Raw genomic sequence first — 18,059 nt, forward strand, 5'->3', positions numbered from 1 at the left:
GTTTCGGGGGTGGGTGGGCGATGGTTATCGGCCGTGCCGTCATCGTCGACCTCGCCCACGGTTCGCAGCTGGTCCGGGTACTCAACCTCGTCATGGGCATTGGCGGCGTGGCCCCGATCATCAGCCCCCTGCTCGGGGCGGTCATCCTGCAGCTGACCGGCTGGCGGATGACGTTCTGGGTACTCGCCGCTCTGGGCATCCTCATGATGCTGTGCGCCCTGTTCGTGGTTCCCGAGTCGCTGCCGCCCGCCAAACGGCACGCGGGCGGGCTGCGTGAATTCGGGCACGCCGCACGCACCGTGCTGTCAAACCGCCGGTTCGTTGGCTACGTCGTGGTGGCATCCTCTGCGTTCATCGCACTCTTCGCTTACGTCGCCACGTCCGCGTTCATCCTGCAAAACATGAACGGTCTGTCACCGGTGGCGTACTCAATCGTCTTCGCCGCCAACGCAGGCGGCATGACCATCGCCGCCCTCGTCTCGGCGCGAATGGCCGGCCGCGTGCCCACCCGCCGGGTCATCCTCACCGGACAGGTCATCGCCCTGGTCGCCGGTGTGGCCATGCTGGCCGGAGCCCTGTGGTGGGCCACTCCCCTCTTGGTGGCCATGGGCAGCTTCTTCGCCCTCATGGTCGCGCAGGGTCTCATCAACACCAACGGGGGCGCCCTCGCTTCCGCGGAAGTACCCGAGCACCCGGGTACCAGTTCAGCAGTTCTCGGCCTCGTGCAATGGACCACTGCCGGCATCGTCGCACCGATCGCCGGCCTCGGCGGTTCCAGCACCGCCGTCCCCATGGCGGTGCTCATGATCGCCGGTGCACTGCTCTCCCTGTTCGGACTCCTCATCCTGGCCCGTCCGAGCGCCTCACAACCGGGGACATCTCCCCGGCACCCACAATCTGAAGGAGCCACCCTCTCATGACGACCATCGCAATCATCGGCGCCGGCACTGGCCTGGGCCTCGCAGTCGCCCGTCGCTTCGGACGCGAAGGTCACGCGGTCGCCCTTATCGCCCGCAACCGCACCCGCCTGGACGAGCTCACCGCGGCGCTGAGCAACGAGGGAATCACTGCCCAGGGTTTCACCGCGGACGTCCGGGACACCGTTTCCCTGGAAACCGCCCTCGAACAGGCAGCCACGAGCCTCGGGCCGATTGAAGTGCTGCAGTACAGCCCCGTCCCCGCGAAGGACTTCATGCGCCCGGTCCTCGAAACCGCTGCAGCAGACCTCGTGGGCCCGGTGGAATTCTCCATTTACGGCCCCGTGACCGCCGCAAATCAGGTCATTCCCGGCATGCGGGCACTGGGCCGTGGCACGGTTCTTTTCGTTAACGGAGCCAGCGCGGTCAGGCCCAGTGGGACTGTTACGGGCACCTCCATCGCCTTCGCCGGCGAGAGCGCCTACGCCCAGCTGCTCCACGACGCCCTCGCCCCGGAGGGAATCCACGTCGGCCAGCTGATCATCCCGCTCGGCATCGGCGGCGGCGACCCAGCACACGAACCCGCGGCCCTCGCCGATACCCTCTGGCACATCCACACCGACCGCACGGACTTCCGCACCTTCGTAGCACCCCTCGACTGAGCACGCGTGGTTCTTGGCGTCCTTGGCCTGTGGGTAGTGCTAGCGTGACAGCACGCAGTACCCGTCCTGACATGCGGTAACCGTCCTGCAAGGAGCAACCTGTGTTCATGATTGCCGGCCTTCCGGCCCACATTCTTCTTGTCCACGCCGTGGTGGTCTTCGGGCCGCTCGCCGGGCTCGGCGCCGTGGTCTACGGCCTTGCCGCCCGGACCCGCAACTATCTGGCGTGGCCGCTCGGAGTCCTGACCCTCATGCTCGCTCCCCTGGCCCTGATCACCGCCCAGGCCGGGGAACAGCTGCAGGCGATCCGGGGCGCCACCGACGCGATCCAGGCGCACGCCCGGCAGGGTGACATCTTCAAATACACCTCGGTGGTTTTCCTGGTGGTGGTGGCGCTGATGCTCGCAGCCACGTACGCGCCGCTGGCCCGACGGGTTCCCGCGCTGGCAGGCCTTCAGGAATCCCGTCCCGTCAGGATTGCCCTCCTGGCCGTAGGCGTGCTGGCTGGGCTGTTCCTCATCTACCAGAGCATCATCACCGGGCACTCCGGCTCGTCCTCGGTCTGGGGCGGGTAAGGCTCTTCATTAGCGTGGCCGTCTGCCTCTTGCCAGCTGTGGGGCTGGCGGGGTGGGGGCAGTGAAACTAGGCTCGGTTGCAGGGGCCTTATGAAGGGACCGAACATGAGAACAATGAGTCATATCCCTCTGCGCGTGACCACCGGGGCGTTCATCCTGAATGCCGGCTACGGCAAGCGGAACCTGGATAAGGACAGCGCAGCCGGGCTTCAGGCTATGGCGGCGAGGGTCATTCCGCCTGTCAGCCGGATCAAGCCCGAAACGTTCGGCAAGCTGCTCAGCTATTCGGAAATGACACTGGGCGCGGCACTGCTGGCACCTTTCCTTCCCAGCCGCCTGGTCGGAGTGGGTCTCGGGATCTTCTCCGGGTCCATGCTGGCCATGTATCGGAAGACCCCCGGCATGACCGAGGCAGACGGCGTCCGCCCCACTCAGAAAGGGACACCGCTGGCAAAGGACGTCTGGATGTTCGGCATCGCTGTCGCCCTCGTGCTGGACCGTAAGCGCAGGCCCGGAGGCGCACCCAAGTGAGTGGATGCGGGGCTGTCTCGCGACAGTATCGCGTCGGCTGAGCGTTACGAGCCTGGTTTAGTCGTCGCTGCCGTGGCCGCCGCTGCCTCCGCCGCGGAGACCGCCCTTGTCGTCACCTGGCGGGATGACGATCTGGCCACCGCCCGACGGCGGTTGGGTGGCGATGGTTCCGCCACTGCCCGCACCCGGTTGCGCCGTGACGGGACCGCCCTGGTTGCTCCCCGGAGCAGGAGCGGGGGAAGGCTTCTTGGACGGCGCCGTTTTGCTGTCGTCCACCTTCTTGCCGCTGCCCGGTTTGCTGCCCGCTTTGCTCGTCGCCTGCGGTGTTGCCTTGGGGCTGGCCACCGTGCTGGTCGGCGCCCGGCCCGGAGCGGGGCTCGCCGTGACCGAAGTGTCCGGCAGCAGGACGTTGCCGGCGTTGCCGAGGGTCGACGTCTGCGAGCTGTTGAGCGTGTAGGTGTTCGCGGCCAGGGCGGCGGAGCCGGTGACGAGGATGCCGGTAATTGAAAGTGCGAGTGCTGCCCTGCTCTTCATGATCCAACTGTAGGACGGCTTTGGAAAAGATAGGTGCAGGGGAAATCCAAGACTTGTCCAAGACTGGTTCCGCTTCGATGCTGCGCAGGACTTTGGCGAACCAAAAGGCGGTCCTCCTTTATTGGGAGGGCCACCCTTTGCGTTCCAGGAAGTTGCTGGATGAGTCGGGTCAGGGTTCAGTCGTCGCTGCCGTGGCCGCCATGGCCGCCGCTGTCATCTCCGGGTTCTGTCGCCTTGCTGGCTCCGCCCTTGTCATCGCCAGCCTGGGCCGCCCGGGACGTCTGGGCTGACCGCAGTCCGCCGTTGTCATCACCCGGCTCCGGCGTTGTCCTCAGTCCGCCCTTGTCATCGCCCGGTTCTGCCGTGACGGCGGAGCCGCTGCCGGTGGATGTTTGAGCGGTGGCCAGCCCACCGTTATCGTCTCCGGGTTCAGGCGTGGTCCGGGTCCCGCCGTTGTCATCGCCTGCTTCGGCGGGACGGGCGGCTTTCTTGGCTGCTGATGCTTTCTTGTCGTCGGCTTTCTTGTCGTCGCTGGCCTTGGTTGCCGCCTTTGGCGCTGCCTTGGCCACGACTTTGGCGGTGGCAGGAGTGGCGGTTCTGGTGGCCGAATCGTCCGTGATGAGGACGTTCTTGGCGTCGTCGCTGGTACCCGTGTTGGAGCTGCCGAGGGTCTGGGCGTTGGCGGCGAGAGCGGCGGATCCGGAGAGGAGGATGCCGGTGAGGGTTAGTGCGAGGGCTGCTTTTGTTTTCATGTTTCAACAGTAGGAATCCGATGGAAAGGATAGGTGCAGGACAAATCCAAGAGTTAGCCAAGATTGATGCCGCACTCGTCCCGCCCGCCTGTTCGGTCGGTCCCCTGGCGGTGAATGGGCACCACCGGACCGGGCACCATTGACAACCCGCATGGCGGGGTCTATTGCTTGGCATGTCCAACACAAACCAGACTATTCAAGGAGCAGAAATGGACGCCGCGCCTTACGGAATCGTGCACTTCTTTGCAGGAGGCACCAAGGACCAGTACGAGGCCTCGATTGCCGCTGTCCACCCAGGCGAAGGGCGCCTGCCCGACGGTCAGATCTATCATGCTGCAGGCCGTTCTGCGGGTGGTTGGACGATCATGGCCGTCCATGAGTCGAAGGAGAGTTGGGAGAAATTCCGCGACGGCATCCTCCTTCCCCGGATGCAGCAGGGCATCGAGGGCGGATTCACGTCGCCGCCGGAAGAGACCGTCGTCGATCTCTACAAGATCCTGCCCTAGCGATTCGGGGGACGCTGCCGAGGGTGCCGGAGGGCGGCCACCCAAGCGCTTGTGTTGAGTACGGAAAGGAGAAGGCGATGTCCGCCATAGTGAACTACTTCGAGATCGGCTCGGGCGACCCGGATGCCGCACGGAGCTTTTACGGCTCACTGTTCGACTGGACCTTCGGTGAGCTCTCGCCGGCCGGATACCGGACGGTCGACGGCGACAAGGGCGGTCTGTGGGACACCACCTCGCTGGGCGGAAACGCCTGGGCGATCTTCTACGTGCAGGTGGACGATGTGAAAGCCGCGATCGCCCAAGCCGAGTCGCTCGGTGCGAGCGTCGCCGTCCCGTTCGTTGACAACGGCGCCATCGAGTTCGCGCACCTCCTTGACCCGCAGGGCAACCGCTTTGGCGTGTGGCGGCCCAAACAGCCGGGCTAAGCCGACGGCGGCGCCGGCCCCGCGGTCAAGTCTCGGGACCGGCGTCCGCAACCCCTCGCCGTCGTCCTCTAGCAGAACCGGTGCGCAAAGCCCGCCCCCCACGGTTACCGGCGGGTAGAATTGATGTTATGCCGGTCACACTCAATGTTGCCTGGGATGGACGTTTGGAGCCCTATAAGGGCAGGGACACGACGCGCTACGTGGCTACCGCGGCCGCCGTCGCTACGAGGTGTGCCGAGTGCCGACGGCCGCTGCGGGCCGGTGAGCCTCTCTCGCTGATAGTGGATATCACCGAAAGCAAGGCCCCAGACGGGACCGAATACCGGACATTCAGCGACTGGGTCTGCCACCGTCACTGCGGAGAACCGGCAGTGACGGTCCATGAGTCCCCCTACAGGCCGGAAGGGCTGGCGCCTCTGGCAGCTCGGGTGATGCTCACGCACGGGACGGATTCGGGAGCTTCACGAATCGTTCCGGTGCTGGCATACACCGTGGTCCCCGTGGTGAGCTTCCGGGAAAACGGCGGCGAGCTGACCTCCGCGTTGGTCGCGATTCTGCTTTCCCACGGCTTCCAGCTGGCGATGAGCGGTGACTACTCAGACATTCTGGACCAGGCCCGCCAAACCGGGCAGGCCTGCAGCTTCAGTGTGTCGCGCGGGGGCCTGATCGCCCTGGATGTCGGCGGCGAAACAATGTACCGCGAGCAGCTTGACCCAGAGAGCCCGGATGATGCCGGGTGGCTTCAGGCGGCAGGGAACGGCAGCGTCCTGGTCATCGGCGGGGACAACCTTCTCATCAGCGATTCCTCTGTGGACATCGTCGCAGCAGCGCGGTTGGGCACGTTGGTGATTGGGAACGTAAGCGTCCGGTCTGCGAGCTGACACGGGGGCGCGCCGGTACCCGCGGTGCGGGGTCCCCGCGTGCCCGGGGCGGTTACGGCCGCCCGGCCGGTGGGTACTGGGACCGGCGACGGGCTGGGCGTCCATCCGGCATTGGGGGAATCCAGTGGACCGACCGCCGCCGGCCTGTGTCTCAGCGTACGCCCCTGCGAGGCGGCCGGTGCCGCCGCCCGGCGTCGTTCCTCCCGGCGTCACTCCAATGACCGGCTCTCCCGCGCCTGCCAATCACGGAGGTGGGCCAGCAGCGCCTGTTCGGGGCGTCCGGGGTTGTCGTCCAGATGCTGGTGCAGGCCTTGCCGCACCTGCGGCTCGGTGTCCGGTCCGTTGATGACGTCAATGATGATGCTCAGGACCTGGCGCCGCAGCACGGGGGCTGGCCAGACGGGACGAGGCCCGCCGGGTACCGGCGGAGTGCGCGGCCCCCGTTCTTCCCTGTAGTCCTCGGCCGCCGGATACGGCTCCACGGCAGTCACCGGATGCCTCGACCCGGCGCCGAATGCCTCCCGGGGCCCGTGCAGATCCCCGGCGACGTTGCCGGCATTTCCCGCTTCACCATAGTGACCACGCTCCTTGTCTCATGCCCGCATCCTGTCCCGGCACCATGGTGAACACCCGGTGCCTGCAGGGGTTGTCAGGGGTGGTGAGGCCCCCGATGGGGGGCCTTGTTCCTGTAACCGACCGTGGAGGGGGTGGCATGTGGGGAGGGGGTCTGAGATTTCATAGGGTCCCGCAGGCTTTCCTGAAGGTCGGGCCGCCACGATCTGGGTATCTGGTCGTTAGGTGTCCTCCAACCGATCAGTCCGCCGGACCCGGCAATGCACTCCCCCCTCGTCAATGCCGGGTCCGGCGACCTCCTGCACCGGGCAGGAAGGTCCCTTTGCCGCCGTCGTCCTGCGCCCTGGGGTTTCAGGTGACATCGATGGTCAGGTTGTGCCGTCGGGTTCCTGGCTTTGTTCGGCGTCTTGACCTTCGCTGAGTGCCTGGTTGGCGATCAGGTCCACGCGGTCGGCTGCGGTGAGACGGTCGTCGTTCTGGATGGCGGCTACGTCCCGGCTATCGACGGCCCCGGCGGCTTCCTGTCCGGCGTCGCCGTCGTGTCGGGCGTCGTTGGCGTGATCGTGGTCGCCGTCGTCGTCGTGGTGCGGATCATCCTTGTGGCGGGCTTCCTGGAGATGGTGTTCCAGCTTCTCTTCTGCGTCGCGGCGGCGTTGGCCCACGGTACGCATTTGCTGCGTCGTCGGTGCGGCATGGGCGTGCTGGTGCGGGCCATGGTCCGCCGAAGTGCCGCTTAATTTCTCGCTCATAGTGGAATCGTCTCACTGGACCTCACCCTTCGGAAGGTCCGCCAACGCGCAGCCGCAAGGGGCAGCGGGGCCGCCTAACGCCACGGCCGGCCGGTCCTCGGCCGGCGGCCCGGAGCTGAAGCCGGAACCGGAACAGTGGTATCCAGGAGGCATTCTGATCATTGACGGCCGATACTTACCGATATATCGTTAAGTATCGCCGATTATCGGCGTGTTGATTCGGATTGAAAGGACGTGCTGCCATGAAAGGCATCCACGACGACAACAGATTCACAGAAAACAGTTTCACTCAGGACGGGCCAGGCAAGGGCCGCTTCGAACGCGGAAGGGGCCGCCGCGGACCCCACGGACACGGCGGCGGATTCGGTCCCGGTGGTTTCGGCCCCGGTGGTTTTGGTCCCGGCGGCTTCGGGCCGCGGGGTTTCGGACCGGGCGGTTCGCGCCGCGCCAACCGGGGCGATGTCCGCGCTGCGATTCTTTCGCTGCTGGCCGAAGCGCCCTCCAACGGATACGGGCTGATCAAGACCATCGCAGAAAAGACCTCCGGCACGTGGCGCCCCAGTCCGGGATCTGTTTACCCCACGCTCCAGCAGCTCGTTGACGAGGAGCTCATTGCCCCCGTGGGCGAGGGCCGCCGCACGGAATTCACCCTCACGGAGGACGGCCGCGCCTACGTTGCCGAACACGCCGAAGAGCTCGCCAACGCCTGGAACACCGACCCGCACGGCTCCGGGACTGCGTTTCACCACAGCGTGGGAAAGCTCATGGGAGTCATCCAGCAGTTCCGCGTGGCGGCAACCGAAGAGCAGCGCCAGGCAGCCATAGAAAAAATGGATGAAACCCGCCGCGCTCTCTACCTCATCCTCGCCGACTGACCCGGACGACCGGCACGGACCCGCGCGCCCGGGAGTGCGGGCCAAGCCTTCGAGTGTGATCAGCAACGTCAGAGTCGGTGAAGCTGGTTGCCTAGCTTTGCTGGGCGAATTTGGTGAGGCTTGACGAGCGCGATCTGATGCCTTCGATGTGATCGTTCATCGCAGCCATAGCGGCGCCAGCGTCGCGTGCCTGAAAGGCGTCGATAACGGCTTGGTGTTCCCGAACCGTGTGTTCGCCGCTCATGTCGTTGTGCACCATGAGCCTGAACCGCTGAATGTGGCCTTCGATTGAACCGTAGGCCCTCAACAGGAACTCATTGTCGGTAGCTTCCGCGATGCGACGGTGGAAGCTCTCATCCGCCTTCCAGTACGCGCGGTAGCCGGGGAAGGTGTCTCCGCCAAGACGAGAAGCGTCGAGGTCCCGATTGAACTCCTCGAGTTCGGCTACCAAAGCATCTGTCACGTTGGTACAGGCGATCCGGGTGATTTCCGGCTCAAGTATGCCCCGGGCGGTCAGGAGCGCGTCCACATCGGCCGCCGTCGGTTCCGGCGCAACCTTGTAACCCCGGAGCGCCTCGCGCCTGACCATTCCCGTTGCCTCGAGCCGTGCCAGGGCTTCCCGTACGGGGGTGGAGGACACCTTGAAACGCTTGGCCAAGCCGTCGATGCTCAGCGGCGAACCGGTGGGGATCTTGTCGTCTAGCAGCAAGGACAAGACGGCCTCGAATACCTGATCCACCAACATCGGCCGTGCGGCAATTAGCCCCTCTTCTTCCTCGTACGACATGGCGTTCATGTGGACATCCTCTACGAATCGTTCTGGTTTCAATTGAAGGGCGCTAACGGAGCCCGTCTTTGCCTGAAGGCTACGCGACTGCGACCCGTTGCCTCGCGATCATGCATGATGTACGGTACAGGATATCAAGCGCCAAGGTGATCTGGAACACAGACGGCGTTGTTGCTGCGGCAAGATCGGCCGCTTGGCCTCGTGGTTTAGTCCTTCCCGCCTCGGCATGAACTCGACTCTAAAAAGGTGTGCAGATGAATCAGCTCCGAACTACGTTTTTGTCCCTCGCTGCAGTCTCCCTGGCAGGCGCACTACTCACGGGGTGCTCCAACCCTTCAACGGTCAGCGAAACTGCTCCAGAAGCAGCAAAAACTTCGGGCTCCACCGCGGCGGTTGAAACCGACGCCGCCGCTGCAGCAGCACTTCCTCAGGCCACCCGCGACAAGGGAACGCTCACGGTGACCATGAGTCAGAGTTCGCCGCCGCTTCACTTCATGGCCGGAGACGGGACCACCACCGTCGGTGTGGACCCCGAAGTCGCGGCCGCTTTGGGGCAGACACTTGGACTCAAGACCACGGTCGTCAGTGGACCGTTCGACGGAATCATTCCCGGCATCGCCGCCGGTAAGTTCGACATGGCCATTTCGCAGATGTCGCCCTCTGCCGAACGGATGAAGGTGCTCGATTTCGTCGATTACTATCAGTCCGGAAGCGGGATCGGTGTCGCCCCGGGAAATCCCCAGCACCTCACCGTGGACACTTTGTGCGGCAAGCGCGTGGGCGTGCTGAAGGGATCATTCCAGGACCTCAAGAGGCTTCCGGCGCTCTCCGAAGCATGCACAGCCGCGGGCAAGGAAGCCATCCAAGCCATGACCTACCCCGATATGCAGGCACCCAACCTTGCGCTCACTGCCGGCCGCATCGATGCCGTGTACGTTGACGGCCCTACTCTCGGATACGCCATCAAGCAGGGCGGCCAGATTGAGTTGCTTGGTGAGAGGGACGTGTCGCCCGTCAGCATCGGGTTCAAGAAGGGAGCCGGCCTGGAGAAGGCGGTGCAACTCGGTATGAAGTCCCTTGCCAAGAGCGGCAAGTACAAGGAGATTCTCGACAAGTGGGGTGTAGGCACCGGTGCCATTTCGGACTTCGCGTTCAACAAGGCTCAGTAGGACGGCCATGAGCGACACAGCCACGGCGTCAGGCGCAAGCGCCCTTGACAGTGACGACGGCATAGACCGTCAACTTCTTCTGGGACGTCCACATCAGCACCACGGGCTGCTGTGGTTGACTGCTGCAATTGTCCTGTTTGTGATTTTTTTGGTGGGCTACTCGCTGGTTACCAATCCCCGCTTTGAATGGGGAGTCGTCTTCGGCTGGTTCACCTCCGAGCGACTGTTTACCGGCCTGCTGCGCACTCTTCAGTTGACAGTCATCTCAATGGCTGTCGGTATTATTGTCGGGGTCTTGCTGGCACTTGCCAGGCTCGCCCCGAACTTCATCATTGCCGGGGTCGCAGCTTTCCTGGTCTGGATCTTCCGTGGTGTGCCGGTGTTCGTCCAACTCCTTTTCTGGGGTTTCATCGCCGCCATCTATCCGCGGCTCGCTGTCGGGGTTCCGTTTGGACCCGAGTTCTTCTCAGTTGACGCCAACGTGATAATCACCCCGTTCCTCGCCGCGATCCTGGGTCTCGGCCTCAATGAGGGGGCCTACATGTCCGAGATCGTTCGGGCAGGCCTCTTGAGCGTCCACCGCGGCCAAACGGAGGCCGCCAAGGCGCTCGGGATGAGGCGGGTCACCATACTCTGGCGGATCGTCCTGCCCCAGGCAATGAAGATCATCATTCCGCCCACAGGCAACCAGACTATTTCGATGCTCAAGACGACGTCCCTGGTCAGCGTGCTGGCCTTTCCGGAACTGCTGTACTCCGCACAGCTCGTCTACAGCGCGAATTTCAAAACCATCCCGCTCCTCATTGCTGCAAGCCTTTGGTACCTGCTGGTCACCAGCATTCTGAGCCTGGGCCAGTTCTACATCGAACGGCATTTCAACAGAGGAACGGCAACACCGGGACGCATGTCCCGCCGTCGCCGCAAAGCCAGAGCATTGTGGTCCCGCACCACCGCCGCGCAGGAGGTCCAATCGTGAACGACACAGTGGTCGAGGCCAGAGGCGTTGCCAAGCAGTTCGGCGACCTCAACGTCCTTAAAGGGATCGACCTGACGATCAATAGAGGCGATGTCACCTGCATCATCGGACCGTCCGGCTCCGGCAAGTCCACGTTCCTGCGCTGTATCAACCAGTTAGAGACGCTCGACGGCGGCTACATCCTCTTTGAGGGACAGCCGGTTGGGGTGAAGATCAAGAAGGGTCGGGTGCACGCGCAGAGCAACGCCGAGGCCGCGAGGTCCCGCGAGAACATCGGCATGGTTTTCCAAGGGTTCAACCTCTTTCCCCACATGACTGTGCTCGAAAACGTCTGTGAGGCACCCATCAGGGTGAAAAAGGAAAAGCGCAAGGTCGTCCAGGAGCGGGCCCGGGCCCTCCTGGAGCGGGTTGGACTGGCAGCCAAGGCGAACGCATATCCGGGTTCCCTGTCCGGCGGGCAGCAGCAACGCGTAGCGATCGCTCGGGCTCTGGCAATGGAGCCGCGGTTGATGCTCTTTGACGAGCCGACGTCCGCCCTGGATCCGGAACTGGTGGGCGAGGTGCTCGACGTCATGCGGGGCCTGGCCGATGCCGGGATGACGATGATCGTGGTAACCCACGAAATCGGGTTTGCCCGAGAAGTCAGCGACCACCTGATTTTCATGGACGACGGCCGCATCGTCGAGCAGGGCGATCCGCGCATCGTCCTGCGAGACCCCCGGCACGAGCGGACCAAGCAGTTTCTGGCGAAAGTACTTTAGACCTTCACATTGGGAGCAGGAATCTTGAGAAAAAAATGGATTGTCAGCATCGACGACTACCGCAGAGCGTCCCGGAAGCACCTTCCGAGGATGATTTCTGACTACCTGGAGGGTGGCGCGCTGGACGAAACCACCATGCGGGCCAACGAGGAGCGGTTCGACGCCCTGATGCTTCGCCAGCGTTCCATGGTGGACGTCACGGGGATGAACACATCCACCACAGTGCTCGGACACTCCCTGGCGATGCCGCTCATGGTGGCGCCGATGGGAATGCTGACAATATTCCACCCGGGTTCTGATCCTGCCGTTGCCCGGGCGGCGGTCAGGGCGGGATCGATTTTCATTCACAGCGCCTGGGCAGGATGCTCGCTTGAAGAAGTTGCCAAGGTGGCTCCAAACAACCTGTGGGCCCAGGTTGCTTTCTGGAAAGATCCCGCAGAAACCGCCAGCTACATCAAGCGGGCACGGGCAGTTGGCGTGGATACGCTGGTGGTCGCCGGCGACGTCGGGTCTTCAAGCAAACGCGAACGCGATCTCCATCACGGGTTGTCCATGCCGCCACGCCCTCCGGTTGCAGACTACTTCAACGCGGCAACCCGCCCGGGGTGGCTGTACCGCTGGCTCACTGGCCGGCAGATGACTTACGGAAACTACCAGGTAAACGGCCGTCCGCTCCGGATGGATGAAATGAACAGCTGGATGGCGTCCCACAAGAATCCCGCAGCCACTTGGGACGACTTCGCTAAGCTCCGCTCGGAATGGTCGGGAAACCTCGTAATCAAGGGAATCATGGATCCCGAGGATGCTGCGCGGGCTGCGGACGAAGGGGCGGACGGAATCTTTATCTCCAACCACGGCGGCCGGCAGTTCGATTCCCAGCCTGCCACCATCGCCGTCCTGCCTTCAATCGTGGAGGCCGTCGGCGGCCGGGCGGAAATCTATCTTGACGGCGGAGTGCGGCGCGGCCACGACATCGTGAAGGCAGTGGCACTGGGAGCTCGGGCAGTGCTTGCCGGCCGCCCGTTCGCCTACGCCCTTGCCACCGGCGGAGAACCCGCAGTTGACCACGCATTCGGCATTCTCCATGAGGAACTGAAGGGGGCCATGGGCTTCGTCGGCAAGGCCTCCGTTGCGGAGCTGGACAAGACCGTCTTCGTGGGCCCGAGCCACTCCCAGATATCTGAAAGCATGCTCGTGTAATCCCGGTGCATGGGGCATGCATATTGCAGCACAGGTCGACGAGCAACGCGCACGTGGCAGCAGCGTCGAACCGATCTTTCCGGACAGCAACTCTTCTCTGCACTTTGCAAGTGCCCACACTTTGGTCAGTTGGAGATGTCTTTTGAATTGCCGAGCCCGGCGAGAGCTTTGCGGAGTCGGGCATCAGCATCGTCGGCGACCTCCCGGACGACTGGACTGTCACTGAGCTGGACCATGGTTTGTGGGTCTATGGCTTCGACGGTGGTTTCGCGCGCGTCCTTGCCTCGTCGGATAACGACATTGCATGGAAGCAGTGCGCCGAGTTCCGGTTCGGCTGCGAGGGCGCGGCTCGCCAGGGTGGGGTTGCAGGCGCCAAGGATTACATAGTCGCCGACGGCGTCGGCGGCCTCGGTGCCGAGTTTCGACTCAAAAGTGGCGCGGACATCGATTTCCGTGAGTATGCCAAAGCCTTGTTCACCAAGCGCCTCGCGGGTGCGCTGGACAGCGTCTTCCCAGGACAGCGGGACGGTAACGGTGTGGGTATAGCTCATGAGCCTGCTCCTCATACGTCGTGCCAGATATGTCCGGGTTCAGGTCGGGGCCGTGCCGGGGGAGCTTGGGGGGAAATCGCCCCGGCACGGGGGTTCTGGGGTCCCTGCTTTTTAGGCGAGGGAGAGATAGAGCTTTTCCAGTTCTTTTTTGTCCATCGTGGTGTCTTCGCGGACGATGCACTGCTCCAGGCCGCTGGCGATGATCGCGAAGCCGGCCCTGTCCAGGGCCTTTGAGACGGCAGCCAGCTGCATGACGATGTCCTTACAGTCCTTCCCCTCCTCCAGCATGCGGGTGACAGCAGCGAGCTGTCCCTGGGCGCGCTTGAGGCGGTTGACCACAGGGGTCAGTTCGGTCGGATCGAGTTGCATGAAGTCTCCAAAGGCGTGGTCGTCTTGCCATCCACTATATACCCCCTAGGGTGTTTTGCATACCCCCTTGGGTATCTGCAATACTCGGTGGGGTATCCACCAACGACTCCTCTTGAGAGGCCCCCATGACTTCCCCTTCCCCCTCCACCGCCATTACCGCCCTGGCGCCGGAGACCTTGCGCAGCTGGATCGCCGAGCATCAGGACCTTGCGGTCATCGACGTGCGCTCCGCCGCTGAGTTCGAGTCCATGCACATCCGCGGCTCCTACAACGTTCCGCTGCCGCTGCTGTCCGAACACACCGACGAACTGGCCGCCCGCCTGGGCAGCCGCGTCGTCCTCGTCTGCCAGTCCGGAGCCCGCGCCGAGCAGGCACGTCAGCGCCTCGCCGGTTCCGGCATCGATACGGCCTACGTTCTGACCGGCGGCGTCCCCGGATTCGCTACCGCCGGCGGCGACGTCGTCAAGGGCAAAGACCGTTGGGACCTGGAGCGCCAGGTCCGCCTCGCCGCAGGGTCCCTGGTCGTTCTTGGCCTGGCCGGCGGGAAGTTCGTCTCCCCTAAGATCCGGACGCTTGCCGGCGTCATCGGGGCAGGTCTGACCTTCTCCGCGGCCACCAACACCTGCGCCATGGGCCAGGCCATCTCGGCGATGCCATGGAACAGGGCCGCCAAGGAACCCACTCGCGAAAGCGCCATCCTGCAGCTGCCGGTGGCCGACGCCAGGCAGACACCGGCAGCATGATTGCGGCCCTGTCACTGGGGCTCTTCGTCGGGATCGTTCTCGGTGTAGTCGGCGGCGGGGGGTCGATCATCGCCGTCCCTGCCCTGGTCTACGGCGTGGGCATGACCCCTGCTGAGGCCATCCCAACCTCCCTGCTGGTGGTGGGCATCTCCTCCCTGGCGGCGCTGATCCCTCGGCTGCGCGAAGGCATCAACTGGCCCGTGGTCCTGATTATTGGTACCGCGGGAATCCCCGCCGCGTGGGGCGGGACTGCAGTAGGCCGGCTGCTGGATCCAAACATCCTGATGCTCGCCTTCGCCGTGATCATGGTGATTGCGGGGATCCGGATGCTCATGCGGACCACGGAAACGGAGGGTTCGTGCAGCACCGGGCCCAACCGCTCCTTCCGCTCCTGTGCCCCCAAGGCCGTGGGGGTAGGTGTCCTCGTCGGGTTCCTCACGGGACTGCTGGGTGTAGGCGGGGGTTTCCTGATCACCCCGGCCCTCACACTGTTTCTGGGATTGCGGATGAAACAAGCCGTCGGGTCATCCCTGGCCATCATCGTGATCAATTCGGCCGCAGGCTTCGGTGCCCACGCCACCGGATTTACCATCGAGTGGCCCAGCGTCCTGTCCTTCGCGGTCCCGGCGATCCTCGGATCCCTCTTCGCTGCCCGGCTCGCCCGCCACCTCAACGACAAGCACATCCGCATCTCATTCGCGGTGCTCATCTTTGCCGTCGCAGCCTGGGTCACTGCGGGCACCGTTACCGCCTGAAAAACCCACCCTGCCGAAACAAAGGAGAACGTCATGGGACTCATCAGCTCCCTAAAGAAGGCCTTCAGCAAGCCCTACAAGAAGGTATCCGTCGCTGAGGCGAAGGAACTCTTGGCCTCCGGTGCCGCCCTGATCGACGTTCGCACCGTCCAGGAATGGCGCTCCGGACGGGCCCCGCAGGCCAAGCATGTCCCCATGGACAGGCTCCACAGCAGCACGACCGGCATCCAGAAGACCGGACCCGTGATAGCCATGTGCCAGTCGGGGGTCCGGTCCGCTTCCGCCGCCCGGATGCTCGCTGAAAAGGGCTATGAGGCGTATTCCCTGCGCGGCGGCATGGGCGCCTAGCGCCAGGCCGGCCAACCCGTCCGCTAAGAACAACAGCCGAACCCGTTCGAAGGAGAAGCCCATGGCTGAAATCACTGTCAACGAAGCCGACCAGCGCCGTTCCACGGCCCGGATCCTGGATGTCCGCGAGGACTTTGAAGTTGCCGAAGGCATGATCCCGGGAGCGTTGCATATCCCCATGGGGCAGCTGCAGGCACGACTGTCCGAGCTGGACCCCACAGTGCCCGTGATCGCGGTCTGCCGCAGCGGCAATCGCTCCGCCCGCGTCGCCGAGGCACTGAACGGGGCCGGCTTTGCCGCGGACACCATGGCCGGCGGCATGATCGCCTGGACCCGCGCAGGGCTCCCCACCACCTGACCACGCGACAAAGGGCAGGACCACATATTGGCTTTACCCAGCACCGGAAGGACATGAAGGATTCATGGCAACCATCGACATCACGGAACAGAACTTCGCTGAAACCCTGGAGGACAACGACATCGTCTTCGTTGATTTCTGGGCAGCCTGGTGTGGCCCTTGCCGCATGTTCGCCCCCACCTACGGCGCCGCCGCCGAACGGCACCCGGACATCACGTTCACCAAGGTCGACACTGAAGCCGAACAGGCCCTCGCCGCGGCGGCCAGCATCACCTCCATTCCCACCCTCATGGCGTTCAAGGACAAAACGCTGGTCTTCTCACAGCCCGGAGCACTCAACGCCACAGGACTCGAAGAAGTCATCCAGGCCGTGAAGAACCTGGACATGAACGAACTCCGGGCCCACGCCGCACCGCAACACCCATAACACCCGCAGCCCCAACAGAATGGCACATCCCTCATTGCCGCATACCCCCCGGGGTATTAGAATGAGTAAAGAACAAACACCTAACTTCCCCTCACGAAGGAGAACACCAGATGCTTATCGAGCGTATTTACGACGAGGACCTTGCCCAGGCCAGCTACCTGATCGGCTGCCAGGCCAATGGCACGGCCGTCGTTGTCGACGGCCGCCGCGACATCGCCGTTTACCAGGACTTGGCCGAGAAGAACGGCATGAAGATCGTGGCCGTCACCGAAACCCACATCCACGCCGACTACCTCTCCGGCACCCGCGAACTCGCTGCCGCCACCGGCGCGAAAATCTTCGTCTCCGGTGAAGGCGGGCCGGACTGGCAGTACGAATTCGACGGCGAACGCCTTTACGACGGTGACAAGATCACCGTCGGCAACATCAGCATCCAGGCCGTCCACACCCCGGGACACACCCCGGAGCACCTGTCCTTCCTGGTCACCGACGGCGCATTCAGCGACCAGCCCGGCTACCTGCTCTCCGGCGACTTCGTCTTCTCCGGGGACCTGGGACGCCCCGACCTGCTCGACGAAGCCGCCGGCGGCTTCGACACCCGCTTCGTCGGAGCGAAGCAGTTGTTCGCCAGCCTGCGGGATAAGTTCCTGACCCTGCCGGACTACGTCCAGGTCCACCCGGCCCACGGGGCCGGCAGCGCCTGCGGCAAGGCCCTTGGTGCCATCCCGTCATCGACGGTTGGTTATGAGCGCCTCTACGCCTGGTGGGGTCCCTACCTCGCCGCGAACGATGAGCAGGGCTTCATCGACGAACTCCTCGACGGCCAGCCCGACGCGCATGCGTACTTTGGGCGGATGAAGCGCGAAAACCGTGAAGGCCCGGCCGTCATGGGCGAACGCACCTCGCTGGCCGAGCTGGATCCCGCCGGCGTCGCCAAGAACCTCGCCGAGGACAACGTCACCTTCATCGACACCCGCCCCAATGCGGAAGTTCACGAAGGCACCGTCGCCGGTTCCCTGAACGTTCCGGCCGGCAAGTCGGTGGCCAGCTACGGCGCCTGGATCGTGAACCCCGAAACCGACAAGAACCCGCTGGTGCTCCTGGCCGCTGACCAAGAACAGGCGCAGGAGATGTGGGACCATTTGGTCCGCGTCGGAATCGACAACGTCGCCGGCTACGTCACCAGCATCGAGGGACTCCCCCCGTTCACGCCCAAGCTGATCCAGCCAGCGGACCTGGCCTGCTTCGATGCGGCCATGGTGCTGGACGTCCGCAACCGCACCGAGCACACCGCCGGGCACATCCCCGGATCCCACCAGCTCAGCGGAGGCCGCGTCATATGGCACCTGGACGAACTGCCCACAGAAGGCACCATCGTGACCTACTGCCAGTCCGGGGTCCGGAACTCCGTAGCCGCCAGCGCGCTGCGCCGCGCCGGATACGACGTCGTCGAACTCGACGGCAGCTACGCCGCCTGGACGGCCTGGCAGCAGGCACGCGAAGCCGTGTCCAGCAACTAAACACAAGCAGCATCAGCCCTGGATGAAAGCCTTGGCGGCGGCCCGAAACCCGGCCGCCGCCAAGCTGTGCCCTCCGCCGCCTCGTACTGACACCTGGAGCGTATCCGTGAGATCC

The 18,059-nt window shown here is 64.2% G+C and carries 25 protein-coding genes; 18 read left to right on the forward strand and 7 right to left on the reverse strand.

Translation table 11 applies throughout. The features are described from left to right. From LQ144_RS11460 to LQ144_RS11475, 4 genes are all read left to right on the forward strand, one after another. Positions 1 to 920, forward strand: a 920-nt coding sequence (locus LQ144_RS11460) for an MFS transporter (RefSeq protein ID WP_230118830.1), incomplete at its 5' end; no start/stop codon positions are given. Beyond that, positions 917 to 1,579 carry an SDR family NAD(P)-dependent oxidoreductase gene (locus LQ144_RS11465; protein WP_230118831.1) on the forward strand — a complete coding sequence of 221 codons (663 nt, stop codon included), beginning with the start codon at positions 917 to 919 and terminating at the stop codon, positions 1,577 to 1,579. The genes LQ144_RS11460 and LQ144_RS11465, both read left to right, overlap by 4 nt. Positions 1,580 to 1,686: 107 nt before the next feature. After that, positions 1,687 to 2,154: a hypothetical protein gene (locus tag LQ144_RS11470; RefSeq protein WP_354962144.1), complete on the forward strand. Its 468-nt coding sequence runs from the start codon at positions 1,687 to 1,689 to the stop codon at positions 2,152 to 2,154. Between the two features lie 114 nt (positions 2,155 to 2,268). Then, complete coding sequence (locus LQ144_RS11475; protein ID WP_230118833.1) at positions 2,269 to 2,685, forward strand: hypothetical protein; 417 nt, start codon at positions 2,269 to 2,271, stop codon at positions 2,683 to 2,685. Positions 2,686 to 2,742: 57 nt separating this feature from the next. Here the strand turns inward: LQ144_RS11475 and LQ144_RS11480 are convergent, their stop codons facing one another. Both LQ144_RS11480 and LQ144_RS11485 read right to left on the reverse strand, forming a co-directional pair. After that, the gene (locus LQ144_RS11480) at positions 2,743 to 3,219 is read right to left on the reverse strand and encodes a hypothetical protein (protein WP_230118834.1); all 477 of its coding nucleotides are present in this window, start codon (positions 3,217 to 3,219) and stop codon (positions 2,743 to 2,745) included. Positions 3,220 to 3,395: 176 nt separating this feature from the next. Beyond that, a complete protein-coding gene (locus LQ144_RS11485) occupies positions 3,396 to 3,971 on the reverse strand; it encodes a hypothetical protein (RefSeq protein WP_230118835.1) in 576 nt (191 codons plus the stop codon). A 209-nt stretch (positions 3,972 to 4,180) separates the two neighbouring features. Between LQ144_RS11485 and LQ144_RS11490 the strand changes: the two genes are divergently transcribed. From LQ144_RS11490 to LQ144_RS11500, 3 genes are all read left to right on the forward strand, one after another. Next, on the forward strand, positions 4,181 to 4,477 hold the full coding sequence (locus LQ144_RS11490) for a hypothetical protein (protein WP_230118836.1): 297 nt from the start codon (positions 4,181 to 4,183) through the stop codon (positions 4,475 to 4,477). A gap of 77 nt (positions 4,478 to 4,554) precedes the next feature. Further along, complete coding sequence (locus LQ144_RS11495) at positions 4,555 to 4,902, forward strand: VOC family protein (protein WP_230118837.1); 348 nt, start codon at positions 4,555 to 4,557, stop codon at positions 4,900 to 4,902. A gap of 128 nt (positions 4,903 to 5,030) precedes the next feature. Further along, the gene (locus tag LQ144_RS11500; protein ID WP_230118838.1) at positions 5,031 to 5,783 is read left to right on the forward strand and encodes a hypothetical protein; all 753 of its coding nucleotides are present in this window, start codon (positions 5,031 to 5,033) and stop codon (positions 5,781 to 5,783) included. Between the two features lie 209 nt (positions 5,784 to 5,992). Here LQ144_RS11500 and LQ144_RS11505 read toward each other — a convergent pair whose 3' ends face one another. Both LQ144_RS11505 and LQ144_RS11510 read right to left on the reverse strand, forming a co-directional pair. Next, positions 5,993 to 6,274, reverse strand: a complete 282-nt coding sequence (locus tag LQ144_RS11505) for a hypothetical protein (protein WP_230118839.1) — start codon at positions 6,272 to 6,274, stop codon at positions 5,993 to 5,995. Positions 6,275 to 6,724: 450 nt separating this feature from the next. After that, the gene (locus LQ144_RS11510; protein WP_230118840.1) at positions 6,725 to 7,105 is read right to left on the reverse strand and encodes a hypothetical protein; all 381 of its coding nucleotides are present in this window, start codon (positions 7,103 to 7,105) and stop codon (positions 6,725 to 6,727) included. A 242-nt stretch (positions 7,106 to 7,347) separates the two neighbouring features. On the opposite strand from LQ144_RS11510, the gene LQ144_RS11515 reads away from it, so the two are divergent. After that, positions 7,348 to 7,980: a PadR family transcriptional regulator gene (locus LQ144_RS11515; protein WP_230118841.1), complete on the forward strand. Its 633-nt coding sequence runs from the start codon at positions 7,348 to 7,350 to the stop codon at positions 7,978 to 7,980. Positions 7,981 to 8,071: 91 nt separating this feature from the next. On the opposite strand, the gene LQ144_RS11520 is transcribed toward LQ144_RS11515, so the two are convergent. Beyond that, positions 8,072 to 8,776, reverse strand: coding sequence for a GntR family transcriptional regulator (locus LQ144_RS11520; RefSeq protein WP_230118842.1), 705 nt, complete (start codon positions 8,774 to 8,776; stop codon positions 8,072 to 8,074). Positions 8,777 to 9,021: 245 nt separating this feature from the next. On the opposite strand from LQ144_RS11520, the gene LQ144_RS11525 reads away from it, so the two are divergent. The 4 genes from LQ144_RS11525 to LQ144_RS11540 are packed head-to-tail and all read left to right on the forward strand — an operon-like array spanning position 9,022 to position 12,873. Then, positions 9,022 to 9,936, forward strand: coding sequence for an ABC transporter substrate-binding protein (locus tag LQ144_RS11525; protein WP_230118843.1), 915 nt, complete (start codon positions 9,022 to 9,024; stop codon positions 9,934 to 9,936). Between the two features lie 7 nt (positions 9,937 to 9,943). Further along, a complete protein-coding gene (locus tag LQ144_RS11530) occupies positions 9,944 to 10,912 on the forward strand; it encodes an amino acid ABC transporter permease (protein WP_230118844.1) in 969 nt (322 codons plus the stop codon). Continuing rightward, positions 10,909 to 11,673, forward strand: coding sequence for an amino acid ABC transporter ATP-binding protein (locus LQ144_RS11535; RefSeq protein WP_290369760.1), 765 nt, complete (start codon positions 10,909 to 10,911; stop codon positions 11,671 to 11,673). Before LQ144_RS11530 ends, LQ144_RS11535 begins: the two co-directional genes overlap by 4 nt. A 24-nt stretch (positions 11,674 to 11,697) precedes the next feature. Next, the gene (locus LQ144_RS11540; RefSeq protein WP_290369761.1) at positions 11,698 to 12,873 is read left to right on the forward strand and encodes an alpha-hydroxy acid oxidase; all 1,176 of its coding nucleotides are present in this window, start codon (positions 11,698 to 11,700) and stop codon (positions 12,871 to 12,873) included. A gap of 125 nt (positions 12,874 to 12,998) precedes the next feature. Here LQ144_RS11540 and LQ144_RS11545 read toward each other — a convergent pair whose 3' ends face one another. Together LQ144_RS11545 and LQ144_RS11550 are read right to left on the reverse strand one after the other, a co-directional pair. Continuing rightward, positions 12,999 to 13,424: a DUF302 domain-containing protein gene (locus LQ144_RS11545; RefSeq protein WP_230118846.1), complete on the reverse strand. Its 426-nt coding sequence runs from the start codon at positions 13,422 to 13,424 to the stop codon at positions 12,999 to 13,001. 111 nt (positions 13,425 to 13,535) lie between these two features. Then, on the reverse strand, positions 13,536 to 13,793 hold the full coding sequence (locus tag LQ144_RS11550; RefSeq protein ID WP_230118847.1) for a metal-sensitive transcriptional regulator: 258 nt from the start codon (positions 13,791 to 13,793) through the stop codon (positions 13,536 to 13,538). Positions 13,794 to 13,918: 125 nt separating this feature from the next. Between LQ144_RS11550 and LQ144_RS11555 the strand changes: the two genes are divergently transcribed. The 6 genes from LQ144_RS11555 (at position 13,919) to LQ144_RS11580 (ending at position 17,944) form a co-directional block, all read left to right on the forward strand. Beyond that, the gene (locus tag LQ144_RS11555) at positions 13,919 to 14,536 is read left to right on the forward strand and encodes a rhodanese-like domain-containing protein (RefSeq protein ID WP_230118848.1); all 618 of its coding nucleotides are present in this window, start codon (positions 13,919 to 13,921) and stop codon (positions 14,534 to 14,536) included. After that, positions 14,533 to 15,291, forward strand: coding sequence for a sulfite exporter TauE/SafE family protein (locus LQ144_RS11560; RefSeq protein ID WP_230118849.1), 759 nt, complete (start codon positions 14,533 to 14,535; stop codon positions 15,289 to 15,291). The genes LQ144_RS11555 and LQ144_RS11560 overlap by 4 nt, the downstream gene beginning before the upstream one ends. A 33-nt stretch (positions 15,292 to 15,324) precedes the next feature. Next, positions 15,325 to 15,639 (forward strand): rhodanese-like domain-containing protein, encoded by a 315-nt coding sequence (locus LQ144_RS11565; RefSeq protein WP_230118850.1) that lies wholly within the window; start codon positions 15,325 to 15,327, stop codon positions 15,637 to 15,639. Positions 15,640 to 15,700: 61 nt separating this feature from the next. Beyond that, on the forward strand, positions 15,701 to 15,997 hold the full coding sequence (locus tag LQ144_RS11570) for a rhodanese-like domain-containing protein (protein ID WP_230118851.1): 297 nt from the start codon (positions 15,701 to 15,703) through the stop codon (positions 15,995 to 15,997). Positions 15,998 to 16,061: 64 nt separating this feature from the next. Next, positions 16,062 to 16,424 carry a thioredoxin gene (gene trxA, locus LQ144_RS11575; RefSeq protein WP_230118852.1) on the forward strand — a complete coding sequence of 121 codons (363 nt, stop codon included), beginning with the start codon at positions 16,062 to 16,064 and terminating at the stop codon, positions 16,422 to 16,424. 110 nt (positions 16,425 to 16,534) lie between these two features. Beyond that, positions 16,535 to 17,944, forward strand: a complete 1,410-nt coding sequence (locus tag LQ144_RS11580; RefSeq protein WP_230118853.1) for an MBL fold metallo-hydrolase — start codon at positions 16,535 to 16,537, stop codon at positions 17,942 to 17,944. Positions 17,945 to 18,059: the final 115 nt, after the last annotated feature.

It is taken from the genome of Arthrobacter sp. Bi83, from assembly GCF_918698095.1.
Classification (GTDB): Bacteria; Actinomycetota; Actinomycetes; order Actinomycetales; family Micrococcaceae; genus Arthrobacter.

Coding starts and splice junctions, on each gene's coding strand:
- LQ144_RS11465 (WP_230118831.1), top strand. CDS start 917: ATGACGACCATCGCAATCATCGGCGCCGGCACTGGCCTGGGCCTCGCA.
- LQ144_RS11470 (WP_354962144.1), top strand. CDS start 1,687: ATGATTGCCGGCCTTCCGGCCCACATTCTTCTTGTCCACGCCGTGGTG.
- LQ144_RS11475 (WP_230118833.1), top strand. CDS start 2,269: ATGAGTCATATCCCTCTGCGCGTGACCACCGGGGCGTTCATCCTGAAT.
- LQ144_RS11480 (WP_230118834.1), bottom strand. CDS start 3,219: ATGAAGAGCAGGGCAGCACTCGCACTTTCAATTACCGGCATCCTCGTC.
- LQ144_RS11485 (WP_230118835.1), bottom strand. CDS start 3,971: ATGAAAACAAAAGCAGCCCTCGCACTAACCCTCACCGGCATCCTCCTC.
- LQ144_RS11490 (WP_230118836.1), top strand. CDS start 4,181: ATGGACGCCGCGCCTTACGGAATCGTGCACTTCTTTGCAGGAGGCACC.
- LQ144_RS11495 (WP_230118837.1), top strand. CDS start 4,555: ATGTCCGCCATAGTGAACTACTTCGAGATCGGCTCGGGCGACCCGGAT.
- LQ144_RS11500 (WP_230118838.1), top strand. CDS start 5,031: ATGCCGGTCACACTCAATGTTGCCTGGGATGGACGTTTGGAGCCCTAT.
- LQ144_RS11510 (WP_230118840.1), bottom strand. CDS start 7,105: ATGAGCGAGAAATTAAGCGGCACTTCGGCGGACCATGGCCCGCACCAG.
- LQ144_RS11515 (WP_230118841.1), top strand. CDS start 7,348: ATGAAAGGCATCCACGACGACAACAGATTCACAGAAAACAGTTTCACT.
- LQ144_RS11520 (WP_230118842.1), bottom strand. CDS start 8,776: ATGAACGCCATGTCGTACGAGGAAGAAGAGGGGCTAATTGCCGCACGG.
- LQ144_RS11525 (WP_230118843.1), top strand. CDS start 9,022: ATGAATCAGCTCCGAACTACGTTTTTGTCCCTCGCTGCAGTCTCCCTG.
- LQ144_RS11530 (WP_230118844.1), top strand. CDS start 9,944: ATGAGCGACACAGCCACGGCGTCAGGCGCAAGCGCCCTTGACAGTGAC.
- LQ144_RS11545 (WP_230118846.1), bottom strand. CDS start 13,424: ATGAGCTATACCCACACCGTTACCGTCCCGCTGTCCTGGGAAGACGCT.
- LQ144_RS11550 (WP_230118847.1), bottom strand. CDS start 13,793: ATGCAACTCGATCCGACCGAACTGACCCCTGTGGTCAACCGCCTCAAG.
- LQ144_RS11555 (WP_230118848.1), top strand. CDS start 13,919: ATGACTTCCCCTTCCCCCTCCACCGCCATTACCGCCCTGGCGCCGGAG.
- LQ144_RS11560 (WP_230118849.1), top strand. CDS start 14,533: ATGATTGCGGCCCTGTCACTGGGGCTCTTCGTCGGGATCGTTCTCGGT.
- LQ144_RS11565 (WP_230118850.1), top strand. CDS start 15,325: ATGGGACTCATCAGCTCCCTAAAGAAGGCCTTCAGCAAGCCCTACAAG.
- LQ144_RS11570 (WP_230118851.1), top strand. CDS start 15,701: ATGGCTGAAATCACTGTCAACGAAGCCGACCAGCGCCGTTCCACGGCC.
- trxA (WP_230118852.1), top strand. CDS start 16,062: ATGGCAACCATCGACATCACGGAACAGAACTTCGCTGAAACCCTGGAG.
- LQ144_RS11580 (WP_230118853.1), top strand. CDS start 16,535: ATGCTTATCGAGCGTATTTACGACGAGGACCTTGCCCAGGCCAGCTAC.